11 protein-coding genes and 2 pseudogenes are annotated in these 14,621 nt (G+C 49.0%); 11 read left to right on the top strand and 2 right to left on the bottom strand.

The genetic code is table 11. The features are described from left to right. Window positions 1-41 precede the first annotated feature (41 nt). From KQP84_RS22125 to KQP84_RS22115, 3 genes and pseudogenes are all read left to right on the top strand, one after another. A pseudogene (locus KQP84_RS22125) lies at window positions 42-436 on the top strand (polyketide cyclase). Between the two features lie 436 nt (window positions 437-872). Further along, complete coding sequence (locus tag KQP84_RS22120; protein ID WP_215848137.1) at window positions 873-1,139, top strand: hypothetical protein; 267 nt, start codon at window positions 873-875, stop codon at window positions 1,137-1,139. A gap of 93 nt (window positions 1,140-1,232) precedes the next feature. Beyond that, window positions 1,233-1,877 carry an oligosaccharide flippase family protein gene (locus tag KQP84_RS22115; RefSeq protein ID WP_215848136.1) on the top strand — a complete coding sequence of 215 codons (645 nt, stop codon included), beginning with the start codon at window positions 1,233-1,235 and terminating at the stop codon, window positions 1,875-1,877. Window positions 1,878-1,932: 55 nt separating this feature from the next. Here the strand turns inward: KQP84_RS22115 and KQP84_RS22110 are convergent, their stop codons facing one another. Next, window positions 1,933-2,622: a helix-turn-helix transcriptional regulator gene (locus KQP84_RS22110; RefSeq protein ID WP_215848135.1), complete on the bottom strand. Its 690-nt coding sequence runs from the start codon at window positions 2,620-2,622 to the stop codon at window positions 1,933-1,935. A 300-nt stretch (window positions 2,623-2,922) separates the two neighbouring features. Between KQP84_RS22110 and KQP84_RS22105 the strand changes: the two are divergent. Beyond that, window positions 2,923-3,539, top strand: a pseudogene (locus tag KQP84_RS22105) (trimeric intracellular cation channel family protein). Here the strand turns inward: KQP84_RS22105 and ligB are convergent. After that, window positions 3,477-5,219, bottom strand: a complete 1,743-nt coding sequence (gene ligB / locus KQP84_RS22100; protein WP_252515504.1) for an NAD-dependent DNA ligase LigB — start codon at window positions 5,217-5,219, stop codon at window positions 3,477-3,479. The pseudogene KQP84_RS22105 and the gene ligB sit on opposite strands and share 63 nt — an antisense overlap. Window positions 5,220-5,486: 267 nt before the next feature. On the opposite strand from ligB, the gene gmk reads away from it, so the two are divergent. From gmk to KQP84_RS22065, 7 genes are all read left to right on the top strand, one after another. Beyond that, window positions 5,487-6,110, top strand: coding sequence for a guanylate kinase (gene gmk, locus KQP84_RS22095; RefSeq protein WP_215848369.1), 624 nt, complete (start codon window positions 5,487-5,489; stop codon window positions 6,108-6,110). Between the two features lie 54 nt (window positions 6,111-6,164). Then, a complete protein-coding gene (gene rpoZ, locus KQP84_RS22090) occupies window positions 6,165-6,440 on the top strand; it encodes a DNA-directed RNA polymerase subunit omega (RefSeq protein ID WP_003851346.1) in 276 nt (91 codons plus the stop codon). A 20-nt stretch (window positions 6,441-6,460) separates the two neighbouring features. Continuing rightward, complete coding sequence (gene spoT / locus KQP84_RS22085; RefSeq protein WP_215848133.1) at window positions 6,461-8,566, top strand: bifunctional GTP diphosphokinase/guanosine-3',5'-bis pyrophosphate 3'-pyrophosphohydrolase; 2,106 nt, start codon at window positions 6,461-6,463, stop codon at window positions 8,564-8,566. Between the two features lie 3 nt (window positions 8,567-8,569). Beyond that, window positions 8,570-9,265, top strand: a complete 696-nt coding sequence (gene trmH / locus KQP84_RS22080) for a tRNA (guanosine(18)-2'-O)-methyltransferase TrmH (RefSeq protein WP_215848132.1) — start codon at window positions 8,570-8,572, stop codon at window positions 9,263-9,265. After that, a complete protein-coding gene (recG, locus tag KQP84_RS22075; protein ID WP_215848131.1) occupies window positions 9,262-11,340 on the top strand; it encodes an ATP-dependent DNA helicase RecG in 2,079 nt (692 codons plus the stop codon). The genes trmH and recG overlap by 4 nt, the downstream gene beginning before the upstream one ends. Before the next feature lie 90 nt (window positions 11,341-11,430). Beyond that, window positions 11,431-12,804: a nucleobase:cation symporter-2 family protein gene (locus tag KQP84_RS22070; RefSeq protein WP_215848130.1), complete on the top strand. Its 1,374-nt coding sequence runs from the start codon at window positions 11,431-11,433 to the stop codon at window positions 12,802-12,804. 118 nt (window positions 12,805-12,922) lie between these two features. Continuing rightward, the gene (locus tag KQP84_RS22065) at window positions 12,923-14,602 is read left to right on the top strand and encodes an AsmA family protein (protein ID WP_215848129.1); all 1,680 of its coding nucleotides are present in this window, start codon (window positions 12,923-12,925) and stop codon (window positions 14,600-14,602) included. Window positions 14,603-14,621: the final 19 nt, after the last annotated feature.

Here is a 14,621-nt window from a genome sequence, read left to right as displayed (position 1 = left end):
CCCTCATGCTTTAATGAATTTTTGATCCTTCAGGAGGTAACATGCTGTCCTCACAAACCCTTAGCATGACTATTGCGCGTAACTGGCTAGATCTTTATGAAACGATTTGGAAACCGGAGTTTTTCCCAAGTGGGCATCGGGATTAAGCGGCAATACGCTTGAGCCAGAAGGAACGCATTGGCGAGCACAAGGTCCAGAAGGAAAAATCAAGATTCGCTTCACTTCTCATAATCCATTTGGCGTGATGGATCACTGGATAAATAACGGCGTAGGCAAAGAAATTTATATGCCAATGCGAGTAATTGCTAATGAGCAAGGCGCAGAAGTCTTGATCACCGTTTATCGTCAACCATTGATGTCAGAAGAGAAGTTTTCTAAAGATATTGAATGGGTTAGGAAAGATCTTGCTCAACTTAACAAATTACTTACTGAATAAAATCAACGGATTATGTTTTTTCTGAAACTCGAGTTATCTCTGGCTTTTTATAAAAATATTTTGAAATTTTTCTTAGAAAAAGCATAAACACATCATCAGCCTCTTACTCCCGCATTTGCACTTATAACCAGTTTTGCTTAACCATTATTGCCAGGGAAAATCCTGGTAGTAATGGTCTCATAAGCTGCTATCCCCTTTGATTTCATGCATTTTTATCTCTCCATAAAAATGGAACCGCTTCCATAGAAGCTTTCAATCTATACAACGTTCAATAATGAATGTTTTACAGCAATTAAAATCTATCATGAATGGCATGAAACCATTATTTCCTGAGTGGCTTTAATCAGAGTTTTCTTATGGTGTTAATTTAAATAAAACACGGTATAAATCTCCTTACACACAGCAACACCTATAAAAATAACACCAGGAAAAAATAATGGAACGCTCAACCTATCCTTTGTTATCAGAAAAAGAGTTTGTTGAGATAGCTGGAAGGATTCTGGCTGGAGAATATACAACTACAACAGGATTCATTCGTGATCTGGCGGATTTTTTGCTAACAGCAGGAGATTCTGCCATTACACGGAATCGTGAATACTCCAGGGACATTTATTTTTTATCTGAACATCATTTAATTGAATCAATAATAACATGGCAAGCCTGGCAAGGTATTTCAGGACTTAGACCAGAAAAATTGCATTGATCTCTTGTACTACCTACTGTGTTACAGCAATCACAGCTTGCCGTTACACGAAGAATAACTTCGAACTGGTACATGTACCATAACGAGCATATTATGGCTATACATGAAAGAAGTCTCACAAGCGCAAAATGGTCTCTTCTCTCTTCAATTAAAATCATTGGCATTGGTGTATTACAGCTTTCTTTATTAGCACAGATTCTGCAGGCGAATGAACTAAATCTGCTTGCCATTGCCGTAGTTGGATTATTAGCTGTAGATGCTTTAGCAGACCGCGGATTTTCTAATTCACTTATTCGCTATCGCATGCTTTCAATAAACGATCTATCGACACTTTATTGGGGCAATGTTCTAACTGGCGTGTTGATTTGTGCCTTCTTATTCCTCGGCAGCGACGTACTTAGCCGCATTTTTAACCAGCCGGAACTGGCGGTTATGCTTGAGATGGTATCGGTTGTCTTTATCATTATCCCGCAAGGCCAGCAATATCGCGCTATATTACAGCGTGAAAAGCAATATAGCTGCATTGCTTTCACTGAAATGTCCTCAGTAATAGCGGGTCTGGCTGTCACACTCTTTACGGTATTATTAACACCTTCAGTATTATGCGCAATTTGGGGTTATCTGGCGATGGCATCTATACGTATGTTGATGTATTGCTATTACGGCCGCTCATGGTTTCAGCCCGAATATCGCTTTAACTTTAAATCATTTTCTCAAATTCGCGCAAGAAACGTATAATAAAAGCAAGTCTGTATGGTGGGCTCTGGGCATCTAACGATGCATTCGCGTGCTGTTAATCAGCACGCTTTTTCTTTTGAAAATTCACTTCCTGCCATTTATCTGCATCGCTTATTTTGATTGCATTGACTATCATCCTCAATTCATCAATGACCATGAACAAGTCTGCCAAATCATTTTTGGTATTAATTTTCAGTTTTTTTAATGCATTTAGTTTGTAGGCACTCACGGTTTTATAATTAAGACTGAGTTCTTTGCCGATGTGCTCGATACTGCAATTCCATGCCATCATCAGCAGAATACGCAACTGCCGGTCTGGCAAAATAATTTCCGCGCGATCCCTCATCCCTTTGCGTTCTTCTCCGCCATTTATTCTATATGTCAGCTGCTGGCGTAATACAGAATGAGAAACTTTCAGATCCATAATTTCCAGGGTAGGTAAAAAGCAGCTCATTGACCGTAATACGGGTATGAGGCGGCGCGTCATTACCAATACAGGTAAAGCGGGAAAAGCATGCTGTAATTGAAAGAGAACATTAAAGGTACCTGCCAACGGCATATTTTCATGAAATATGCAGACGATCATCCGAGGTTGGCGCAGTTCGCACTGCGTTAAAATGTCGCTAAAAGACCAGACTTCGTGCGCTTGCCACTGCGGAAAAAGTGCCGCTAGCGTATGATGAATACCTACAGCTGCCAGCCGATCAGAAGAGTAAAAGAGAATCTTGGATGCGCGGTTTTTCATTCCCGTCCTGAAGGTCATTATGCTGTGAGCCAAAAGTTAAGCGTTATACAAACGTTCTCTTCATAAGCGACGCCTAAAAAGCCGAGCTTAATTTGTCAGCAATAAATAACTTTCTTTGTTAAAGCGCATATAATTTACCTAAAGTGAAGCTTAAAGATTTTAATCCATTCCATTGATTTTTATATCATTATTCACCATTAACACTTAAACCTTTCATTCACTTTTTTGGATAAGCGAAAAACTCAGTAGCCGTTACGCGCTTAACACCGTAGCCTTGCTGCCGACTTTCTGGAGCCTGCTATGTTACTTACTGTTCTCTATATTATTGGTATTACTGCAGAAGCGATGACCGGCGCGCTTGCTGCAGGACGGCGTAAAATGGATCTGTTTGGCGTAATAATCATTGCTTCTGTCACTGCGATTGGCGGAGGTTCGGTACGCGATATCCTGCTGGGTCATTACCCCTCGGATGGGTTAAAAACCCCGAATATATTATGATTGTTGCCGCTGCTGCCGTCGTCACCACCGTGGTTGCTCCGTTGATGACCCACTTGCGAAAAGTGTTCCTGGTGTTGGACGCCTTGGGTTTAGTGGTGTTTTCAATCATCGGTGCTCAGGTAGCATTAGATACCGGCCATGCAATGATTATCGCCGCGATTAGTGCAGTGATTACCGGCGTATTTGGTGGCGTGCTACGCGATATGTTTTGTAATCGTATTCCTTTGGTATTCCAGAAAGAGCTCTATGCCGGTATCGCGTTCGCGTCTGGCTGGATGTACATACTGCTGTTAAAAACACCGTTGGCACACGAAGCCGTGGTGATCATTACGCTGCTGTTCGGTTTCTTTGCCCGTTTACTGGCGCTGCGCTTCCGTCTCGGCCTGCCGATTTTCAACTACCCTCACCCGGAACATTGATGTCGTTGCAGGAATGCCTTGATGCTGTAAAAAAGTGATAAGCGATCGCAGCTCGGTATCCTGCAACATCATAACAATCCGTTGTGCTAATACATTGCCAACGCCTGGCAACGCCTGCCATGTTTGTACATTGCGCTGCAATATTGAGTCCCAGCCGCTATCCGTTAATGCATTCAAGGCTTTGCGCGGCAAAGGTATGCCTAAAGCGTGAATCCAGCGCCGCAATGGTTGCTGTCGTGTCAGATTAAAGCGGTGCCAAATCTGCTCTGCTCGCTCAGGTGAAATGCTTGCCGCAGCGGTGATCTGTTCGGGTGTTAATGTCAGCCATGAAAAAAGATGCGTGATGCCGGGTTTTTCCAGTAAGCGCAACCAGGTGCTGCGTTGTACGCCTGCAATATCAAGCACAGATTTTTGGCTAAGCCAATTCAGTCTTGCCACTAGCTGTTTCTGACAGTCAGGTGTGAAGTGATAACAACTCAGCGGTGTGAAATTTGCGGCATCTGGCTGTTGAGGATAATCACGTTCTGTCACACGCCAGATTACCCTTTCTAACCTTGGGATCCCTTGACCCGCCAGGCTGATGATGACCTGGTCACCAGCGATCACATCGTATCCTCGCCAACGGGTTAATGAGCCGACATTCACACGTCTGACGGTTTTATCATCCAGCTGAACCGGCTGTAGATTAAGTACCACAGCAATCTTTCCGGTACGCCCTATTGAGAAATCGACCGAAAGCACTTCACTGCTCACCTCTGGCGGCTGATATTTCCAGGCCACGGCCCAATCGCCTTGACCGGGCAACCAGCTTTTCCCTTTAGGCCGAGAAGCCTGATGTATAACCACGCCATCGGTGACAAAAGGCAGTTGCGCGTGAAACCATCGGTCACGCCAGCCAGCGACATCGTCTTCATCCTTAACGCTTTTGCTCCATTGTCCTGCAAGATCAAACCCCCATTGCGTAAGCTGTTGCAAACGATCGGCCATATCTGAAGGTCCATCTGGCCACCCCCAAATGAAAATGGCTATCTCGGTCAGTAAGGGGCTCGCTTTTTTACTCATCATGGCACCGGCAACCTGCGCCCGAGCATTTTTACCTCCCGCAATAGCCTGGTGATGATCGGACATCTTCAGAAAGAGCTCGCCCTGTAAAATTACATCTTCGAGCTCACTTTCAATAGACAGCGGAATGGCAGGAATCATCGCCGCTTTAGCCAACCACTCTTCACCGCGTAATCCATCTCCACGACTGATAAGCGAAACCAATTTGCCATGCCGATAGACTAAAGATACCGCTACACCATCGACTTTAGGCTGGACCCAAAGATCGTCGCGGTTTTGCATCCAGTATCCGACTGCCAGCTTGTCACGTAGTTTTTTGAGGCCAGTATGGGCGATAGGATGAAAGGTTGAACCACCAGAAGGTAATTGCGACTGATAGTCAGCCGCAGAAGATTCAAAACAGTGCTGCCATTGCGATAAGCGCTGTAGCAAACTGTCGTAATCATTATCAGTCACTGGACTCACACCTTCTCGGTAATAGGCATCATCCCACTTCTGTAATTGCTGTTGAAGTTGACTCATTTCATTGTGAGCGCGAGCAGGCGTCCAGGCTGGACATTGTGCGGATTGCTTATCAAATTGGGCAGCAGAGAGTGAAAATGCTGTAATGATGAGCATCAAAGCCAATATGAAAATCCGTTTCATCTTTTGTCTCCTGACGTTTTTTGTCATTCAACACTTTTACATTCACTTCAACCAGTTGGACGCTTATTCCTTGGGAGAGATTACGCAGAATTTAACTTTGCGTTACATATAGAACGCAGTGTTATGCGCGACGATACGCAAAAGTTTACCCGTCACCGCTGCGCAAACGCTGCGTGTCGACGGCAAGCTGTGTATACTCTGCAGAAAATCGACTCCGCTATTATTCAATTCAAGAAAATCATGGCTCAAGGCACGCTCTATATAGTTTCCGCCCCAAGCGGCGCAGGTAAATCCAGCCTGATTCAGGCACTTTTAAAGACACAGCCGCTGTACGATACGCAGGTGTCTGTTTCGCATACCACCCGCGGCGTACGCCCGGGCGAAACGCATGGCGAACATTATTTTTTCGTTCAAAAAGAAGAATTTGAAAAAATGATCGCCGAAGACGCTTTCCTTGAGCATGCAAAGGTTTTTGACAACTATTATGGCACTTCGCGTAAAGCGATTGAGCAAGTTCTCGCTACCGGCGTTGACGTATTTCTTGATATTGACTGGCAAGGCGCGCAGCAAATTCGTGCCAAAATGCCCAGCGCACGCAGCATCTTCGTTTTACCGCCGTCGAAAGACGAACTGGATCGCCGCTTGCGGGGCCGTGGCCAAGACAGCGAAGAGGTGATTACACGTCGCATGGCGCAGGCAGTGGCCGAAATGAGCCATTACGCCGAGTACGATTATTTAATTGTGAATGATGATTTTGATCTGGCGCTTTCCGATCTTAAAACCATTATTCGCGCAGAGCGTTTACGTATGGCACGCCAGAAGGCGCGTCATGATGCTTTAATCAGCAAATTATTGGCAGTCTGAATACAGTTTCAGTATGATGCCCAGTCATTTCTTCATCTGTGGAGTAGCACACCTATGGCACGCGTAACCGTTCAGGACGCAGTAGAAAAAGTTGGTAATCGTTTTGACCTGGTGTTGGTCGCTGCACGTCGTGCACGTCAGATGCAGGTAGGCGGCAAAGATCCGCTGGTTCCAGAAGAGAACGATAAGCCTACCGTTATCGCATTGCGCGAAATCGAAGAAGGTTTGGTCACCAATCAGATTTTAGATGTGCGTGATCGTCAGGAGCAGCAAGAGCAGGAAGCCGCTGAATTACAAGCTGTTACCGCTATCGCTGAAGGTCGTCGTTAACAGCAACCTGCAGGTCAACCTTGTATCTGTTTGAAAGCCTCAATCAACTGATTGAAAAATACTTGCCAGAGGAGCATATCAAGCGCCTCCAGCAAGCTTACCTTGTTGCACGTGATGCTCACGAGGGACAGACTCGCTCCAGCGGCGAGCCTTACATCACCCATCCTGTCGCCGTAGCCTGTATTCTGGCAGAAATGAAGCTCGACCATGAAACACTCATGGCCGCGCTACTGCATGATGTCATTGAAGACACGCCTGCGACTTATCAGGATATGGAACAGCTGTTCGGCAAAAGTGTTGCTGAGCTGGTGGAAGGCGTTTCAAAGCTGGATAAGCTGAAGTTCCGCGACAAAAAAGAGGCGCAGGCAGAGAACTTCCGCAAGATGATAATGGCGATGGTGCAAGACATCCGCGTCATTCTCATCAAGCTGGCTGACCGCACCCACAACATGCGCACGCTAGGCGCTTTGCGTCCGGATAAACGTCGCCGCATCGCGTTGGAAACGTTAGAGATCTACAGCCCGCTGGCCCACCGCTTAGGTATTCATCACCTTAAAACTGAACTGGAAGAGCTGGGCTTTGAAGCCTTGTATCCTAATCGTTATCGGGTGATTAAAGAGGTGGTAAAAGCGGCGCGCGGTAACCGTAAAGAGATGATCCAGAAGATTCTTTCTGAGATTGATGGCCGACTGCAAGAAGCCGGTATTCCCTGCCGCGTCAGCGGTCGAGAAAAGCATCTCTACTCGATCTACCGCAAAATGACGCTGAAAGAGCAGCGTTTTCACTCGATCATGGATATCTATGCCTTTCGCGTCATCGTGAAAGATTTGGATACCTGTTATCGCGTACTCGGTCAGATGCACAGCTTATATAAGCCGCGTCCTGGTCGCGTCAAAGATTACATCGCCATCCCCAAGGCCAACGGCTATCAATCACTGCATACCTCCATGATCGGCCCGCACGGCGTTCCGGTAGAGGTTCAGATTCGTACTGAAGATATGGATCAGATGGCAGAAATGGGGGTCGCCGCGCACTGGGCTTACAAACAGGCGGGTGAAAGTGGCACCACCGCGCAAATACGCGCTCAGCGTTGGCTGCAAAGCTTGCTGGAGTTGCAACAAAGCGCGGGCAGTTCCTTTGAATTTATCGAAAGCGTGAAATCCGATCTCTTTCCAGATGAGATCTATGTGTTTACGCCTGAAGGCCGCATTGTCGAATTACCGACTGACTCGACGCCTGTGGATTTTGCCTATGCGGTGCATACCGATATCGGTCATGCCTGTGTTGGCGCACGCGTTGATCGCCAGCCTTATCCGCTGTCGCAACCGCTGACTAGCGGTCAAACCGTCGAAATTATTACCGCACCAGGCGCTCGCCCGAACGCTGCCTGGCTTAATTTTGTCGTTAGCTCGAAAGCGCGCGCCAAGATTCGCCAGTTGCTGAAGAACCTCAAACGTGAAGACTCCGTTAATCTGGGCCGTCGCTTGCTTAGTCACGCGCTAGGCGGTAGCCGCAAGCTGGCAGAAGTGCCGCCTGCGAGCATCAAGCAAGAGCTTGACCGAATGAAGCTGACGTCGCTTGATGATCTACTGGCAGAAATTGGCCTCGGCAATGCAATGAGCGTAGTGGTGGCAAAAAACCTGACGCAAACGGGTTCTACGCAATCGGGAAGCAGTAAGCGTGGCAAGTTGCCGATCAAAGGCGCCGATGGCGTGTTGATCACCTTTGCAAAATGCTGCCGACCGATTCCAGGCGATCCGATTGTCGCTCACGTAAGTCCAGGTAAAGGCTTGGTCGTACACCATGAATCGTGTCGAAACATTCGCGGTTATCAGAAAGAACCAGAAAAATTCATGCCGGTGGAGTGGGACAAAGTCACCGAACAAGAATTTGTAGCCGAGATTAAAGTCGACATGTTCAATCATCAGGGTGCGCTGGCAAATTTGACGGCAGCGATTAATACCGCCGGTTCTAATATTCAGAGCTTGAACACGGAAGAGCGCGATGGCCGCGTTTACAGCGCCTTTATCCGCCTGACCGCGCGCGATCGCGTCCATCTGGCCAATATCATGCGTAAAATCCGCGTGATGCCAGACGTGATCAAAGTTCATCGTAATCGTAATTAGTCCATGAACGATCAAAGATTTGCGCGTATTCAAGAGATGCTGGCCTTGCGCCAGCACGATCTTACCGTCTGCATGGAACAGGTGCACAAGCCGCATAACGTCTCTGCGGTGATTCGTACCGCTGATGCCGTCGGCATTCATGAAGTCCACGCCGTTTGGCCAAGTCAACGTATGCGAACTCAAGTTTCCGCTTCGGCAGGCAGTAATAGCTGGGTCAAAGTGGTCACACATCGCAACATTCGCGAAGCGGTAAAGCACCTGAAAGACCAAAAAATGCAGGTCCTTGCGACGCATCTTTCTGACAGCGCCGTAGACTTTCGTGAAATTGATTACACCAAACCCACCTGTATTCTGATGGGTCAGGAAAAAACCGGCATCACCGAAGAAGCGCTCGCGCTGGCCGATCAGGACATTATCATTCCTATGGTTGGCATGGTGCAGTCATTGAACGTTTCGGTTGCCTCCGCACTGATCCTTTATGAAGCACAGCGTCAACGTCAAAACGCTGGCCTTTATCAACGCGACTACAGCTTGCTGGATGAAGCAGAGCAGCAACGTTTGCTGTTTGAAGGCGGTTATCCGGTGCTGGCCCGCGTGGCTAATCAAAAAGGCTTGCCCTATCCGCACATCAATACGCAAGGCGAAGTGGAAGCCGATGCTGATTGGTGGGCCACCATGCAAGCCAAAGGTAAAAAATGAAAGGCCGCCTGCTGGATGCCATCCCGCTCAGTACCCTGACCGGCGTCGGCGCCAGTCAGGCAGCGAAACTTGCCAAAATTGACCTGCACACCATTCAAGACTTACTGCTGCATCTGCCGCTACGCTACGAAGACCGCACCCAACTTTACGCCATTGATGATTTGCTGCCCGGCATTTGGGCCACGGTAGAAGGCGAAGTGTTGCATTCTGAAATCACTTTTGGTCGTCGCCGTATGATGGTGTGCCAAATCAGTGATGGCAGCGGCGTGCTGACGTTGAGGTTCTTCAACTTTAACGCTGGGATGAAAAATGGCCTTGCGCCAGGCCGTCGCGTTACTGCATACGGCGAAATCAAACGCGGCCAGCGTGGCGCTGAAATCATCCATCCTGAATACCGTATTCAGGGCGAACACAGCAATGTAGCGCTGGAAGAGACGCTAACGCCGGTTTATCCCACCACGGAAGGCATTCGCCAGGCGACTCTACGTAACCTGACCGATCAAGCGCTGACACTGCTGGAAAGCTGCCCAATTGCTGAGCTACTTCCGCAAGAATTAAGCGGCGGACTGATAAGCCTGCCGGATGCACTGCGCACATTGCACCGTCCACCACCCGATTTAAAATTAAGCGAACTGGAGAGCGGGCGTCATCCGGCTCAACGTCGACTGATCCTTGAAGAGCTTTTAGCACACAATCTCAGCATGTTGGCCGTTCGCGCTGGCGCACAGCGCTATTACGCTTTACCGATGCCGGCACGTCATAACCTCAGCGAGCAATTGCTGGCAGCGCTGCCTTTCTCGCCGACCAACGCGCAAAAAAGGGTAGTGCAAGAGATTGAAAAAGATTTAGCCAACGATTTCCCGATGATGCGTTTAGTACAAGGTGATGTCGGTTCTGGTAAAACGCTGGTGGCGGCATTGTCTGCACTAAACGTTATTGCGCATGGCAAACAGGTTGCACTCATGGCGCCGACTGAACTGCTGGCTGAGCAGCACGCGGCCAATTTCCGGCAGTGGTTTGCGCCGCTGGGTATTGAGGTGGGTTGGTTAGCCGGAAAACAAAAAGGCAAAGCACGCCAGGCACAGCAAGATGCTATCGCTAATGGCGATGTCGCAATGGTGGTTGGCACGCATGCATTGTTTCAGGAACAGGTACAGTTCAACGGCCTGGCCTTGGTGATTATTGATGAGCAACATCGCTTTGGTGTACATCAACGCCTGGCGCTCTGGGAAAAAGGCGAAGAGCAAGGTTTCCATCCGCATCAGTTAATCATGACTGCCACGCCCATTCCCCGCACTCTCGCTATGACCGCGTATGCCGATCTTGATACGTCGACCATCGATGAACTGCCGCCAGGCCGCACGCCAGTCACCACAGTCGCTATCCCCGATAGTCGCCGTGATGAAATCATGACGCGCGTTGAGCATGCTTGCCGAGAAGGCCGTCAGGCATATTGGGTTTGTACGCTAATTGAAGAGTCAGAGTTGCTGGAAGCGCAAGCGGCGGAAGCGAGTTGGGAAGCCTTAAAAAATGCATTGCCTGATTTGAATATTGGGCTGGTTCATGGCCGCATGAAACCGGCAGAGAAGCAGGCAGTTATGCAGGCCTTCAAGGCTAATGAGCTGCAATTACTGGTAGCCACCACCGTTATTGAAGTTGGCGTTGACGTGCCTAATGCCAGTCTGATGATTATCGAAAACCCTGAGCGCCTGGGTTTGGCGCAGCTTCATCAGCTGCGCGGGCGCGTTGGGCGAGGTGCAGTCGCGTCACATTGCGTATTGCTCTATAAAGCACCACTCAGCAAAACCGCGCAGAAGCGGTTGCAGGTGCTGCGCGACAGCAATGATGGCTTTGTCATCGCGCAGTTCGATTTAGAAATTCGTGGGCCTGGCGAGTTATTAGGAACACGCCAAACCGGCAATGCTGAATTCAAAGTTGCGGACCTTTTGCGCGACCAGGCGATGGTACCAGAAGTGCAGCGCGTCGCACGCCACATCCACCAGCACTATCCCGAACAGGCCAGCGCCTTGATTGAACGCTGGCTACCGGAAAATGTCCGTTATACCAACGTCTAATCGGCGTTTTTTATCACCATTGGGCAAACGATTGCTTTTGTCTCGCGGATGATTACAATCGCCACACTATTTTTCTGGGAACAGCAAAAGATGTCCAGCAATCCGCAGCAAAGCCAACCTTCCGTCAGTCAAAGTGAACTCATTTACCGTCTTGAAGATCGTCCGCCGCTGCCGCAAACCCTGTTTGCCGCCTGTCAGCATCTGCTGGCCATGTTCGTTGCGGTAATTACACCTGCACTGCTGATTTGCCAGGCGCTCGGCCTGCCCGCGCATGATACGCAGCACATCATTAGCATGTCGCTTTTTGCCTCGGGCGTAGCTTCAATCCTGCAGATAAAAACCTGGGGCCCCGTGGGCTCTGGTCTGTTATCGATTCAGGGCACCAGTTTCAACTTTGTGACGCCGCTGATTATGGGTGGAATGGCGCTTAAAAACGGCGGGGCCGATGTGCCAACTATGATGGCAGCGCTGTTCGGCACGTTAATGGTAGCATCTTGTACTGAAATGGTGCTGTCGCGCGTATTGCATCTGGCGCGTCGCATTATTACACCGCTGGTCTCTGGCATTGTCGTGATGATTATCGGTCTTTCGCTGATTCAGGTGGGTTTGACCTCCATTGGCGGCGGCTTTGCGGCGATGAACGATCACAGTTTTGGCGCACCGAAAAACTTGTTGTTGGCAGGCGCTGTGCTGTTAGTGATTATCCTGCTTAATCGTCAGAAAAATGCTTATCTACGCGTTGCTTCGTTGGTGATTGCTATGGCAGTGGGTTATCTGCTTGCCTGGTCGTTGGATATGCTCCCACAAACCTCTGCTTCCAGCGATCAGCCGCTGGTTGCCATCCCGATGCCACTTTATTACGGCCTGGGCTTTGACTGGAACCTGCTGATTCCGCTGATGTTGGTTTTTATGGTGACATCACTGGAGACGATTGGCGATATTACTGCGACATCTGACGTTTCTGAACAACCGGTAAGCGGCCCGCTTTATATGAAGCGTCTTAAAGGCGGCGTGCTGGCAAATGGTTTGAATTCTTTTGTTTCGGCACTCTTCAACACATTCCCGAACTCCTGCTTTGGTCAAAACAACGGTGTGATTCAGTTAACCGGTGTTGCCAGCCGTTACGTAGGATTTGTCGTCGCCCTGATGCTGATCGTCCTTGGCCTGTTTCCAGCAGTGAGCGGTTTTGTGCAGCATATTCCAGAACCTGTACTGGGCGGAGCGACGATCGTCATGTTTGGGACTATCGCGGCGTCTGGTGTGCGCATTGTTTCGCGCGAACCGCTGAATCGTCGTGCCATCATGATTATTGCGCTGTCGCTGGCTGTTGGCTTGGGTGTTTCTCAGCAGCCGCTGATCCTGCAATTTGCGCCTGACTGGTTGAAAACGCTGCTTTCTTCTGGCATCGCGGCAGGCGGCATCACCGCTATCGTCTTAAACCTGATCTTCCCTCAAGAAAAGTAATTCTTTAGGCAGGCTTCGGCCTGCCTGCTATTTATTCGGATTTACATCCAGGCGGTTGAGCTGTAACGGTATTTCAGGCATAACAACCTCTGACCGGATTTAACTCGGGATGGATGCAATGAAATTTTTAGGAAAGTTTTTTCTCACCTTAGTGCTGCTGCTGCTGCTCGGCCTGGTCTTTATTTATGTCATGCTGCAAACGCAATGGGGTGCAGGTTGGTTTAGCCGTTGGGTGAGTGACAAAACTGACTGGCATCTCTCCCTGAGTAAGATAGAGCACAATTTCTCTGCCCCTTCTCATATCACACTCGATAATTTCAGTTTTGGTCATGATGGCCAGCCTGCGGTATTGGTCGCAAAACGTGTTGATTTGGGTTTAGCGTTAGTACAGTTCAGCGATCCGCTGCATTTCAGCAGCATTGAATTACGTGACGGCGAAATTAATCTGGCAAACCTGACGCCAACCAGCGCACTGCCGGTTCAGGCTAATCGCCTGCAGTTGAACAATATGCGTGTTGATAGCCCGAATAACGCATTGCCTCTGTTCGCTCAACAGGTTAACGGCGGCATAGTGCCGTGGAAACCGACCGCCAGCGATATGCTTGGCCGCGATGCGCAGTTTCAAATGAGTGCAGGCACAATGTCGTTAAACGGTGTACCCGGCGACAACGTACTGATTCAGGGTAGCGTAACGCAAGGACGTATGCTGTTCAGCAATATTGGCGCTGATTTGGCCCGCGGCTCCATGACGGGTAACGGTGAACGCGATGCGCAAGGCAACTGGAAGATTAATCAGCTCCGCCTGAATGATATTCGTCTGCAAACCGCCAGCAATCTGGGCGATTTTTTGCGTCCGTTCCAAAACGTACCGTCGATTTCGATTACTCGTCTGGATATGACCGATGCGCGTCTACAAGGCCCGGATTGGGCAGTTACCGATCTCGATCTGACGCTGAAAAATCTTAACTGGCAAGGCAACGACTGGCAGAGTCAGGATGGTTCGCTGGCGATGAACGCGGGTAACTTTATCAATGGTCGTTTTGAGTTGAATGATCCCATTGTTAACGTCGATTTTTCGCCGCAAGGCATTACGCTGAACCAGTTTAGTTCTCGCTGGGCCAACGGAGTGATACGTGCTGACGGCAATTGGTCACGCAGTGATAAACGCCTCACGCTGGATAATTTGGCTGTGGCCGGATTGGAATATACCTTGCCGGAAAATTGGCGAGTGCGCTGGCAGACTGCATTACCGGACTGGCTAGACTCTGTTTTAGTGACGCGTTTTACCTCTAATCGCAACCTGATCATCGATATTAATCCGGCCTTCCCCTTCCAGATGACTTCATTGGACGGTAATGGAGAAAATGTGCTGCTGGCGCGTCAACATCAATGGGGATTCTGGTCTGGTAAGGTGAACCTGAATGCCGCTGAAGCCACGTTTAACCGCACCGATTTACGTCATCCTTCCATTGCTTTAACAGCTAACGATCAGCAGATTCAAGTGACAGAAATGAGCGCCTTTAATAATAAGGGATTGCTAGAAGGCACCGCTGGCGTGGGACAGCAAGCAGATCGTCCTTTAACGCTTAATCTCACCGGACGCGCAGTTCCGGTAAACGTTTTACAGAACTGGGGATGGCCTGCGCTTTCACTAACCGGGGACAGCAATTTGCAATTGCATCTCAACGCGGCATTAAAGGCTAATGAACCTTTACGCCCCACTGTAAATGGTAATCTTTCGGTGACAACCGATAACCAGCAATTGCAGCAGAGCATGCAGGCTGGTCAGGTAAAATAACAAAGGGCCGAAATTCGGC

Source organism: Candidatus Pantoea bituminis, assembly GCF_018842675.1.
Taxonomy (GTDB): domain Bacteria; phylum Pseudomonadota; class Gammaproteobacteria; order Enterobacterales; family Enterobacteriaceae; genus Pantoea; species Pantoea phytostimulans.
This window is presented reverse-complemented; position numbering and strand designations above follow the sequence as displayed.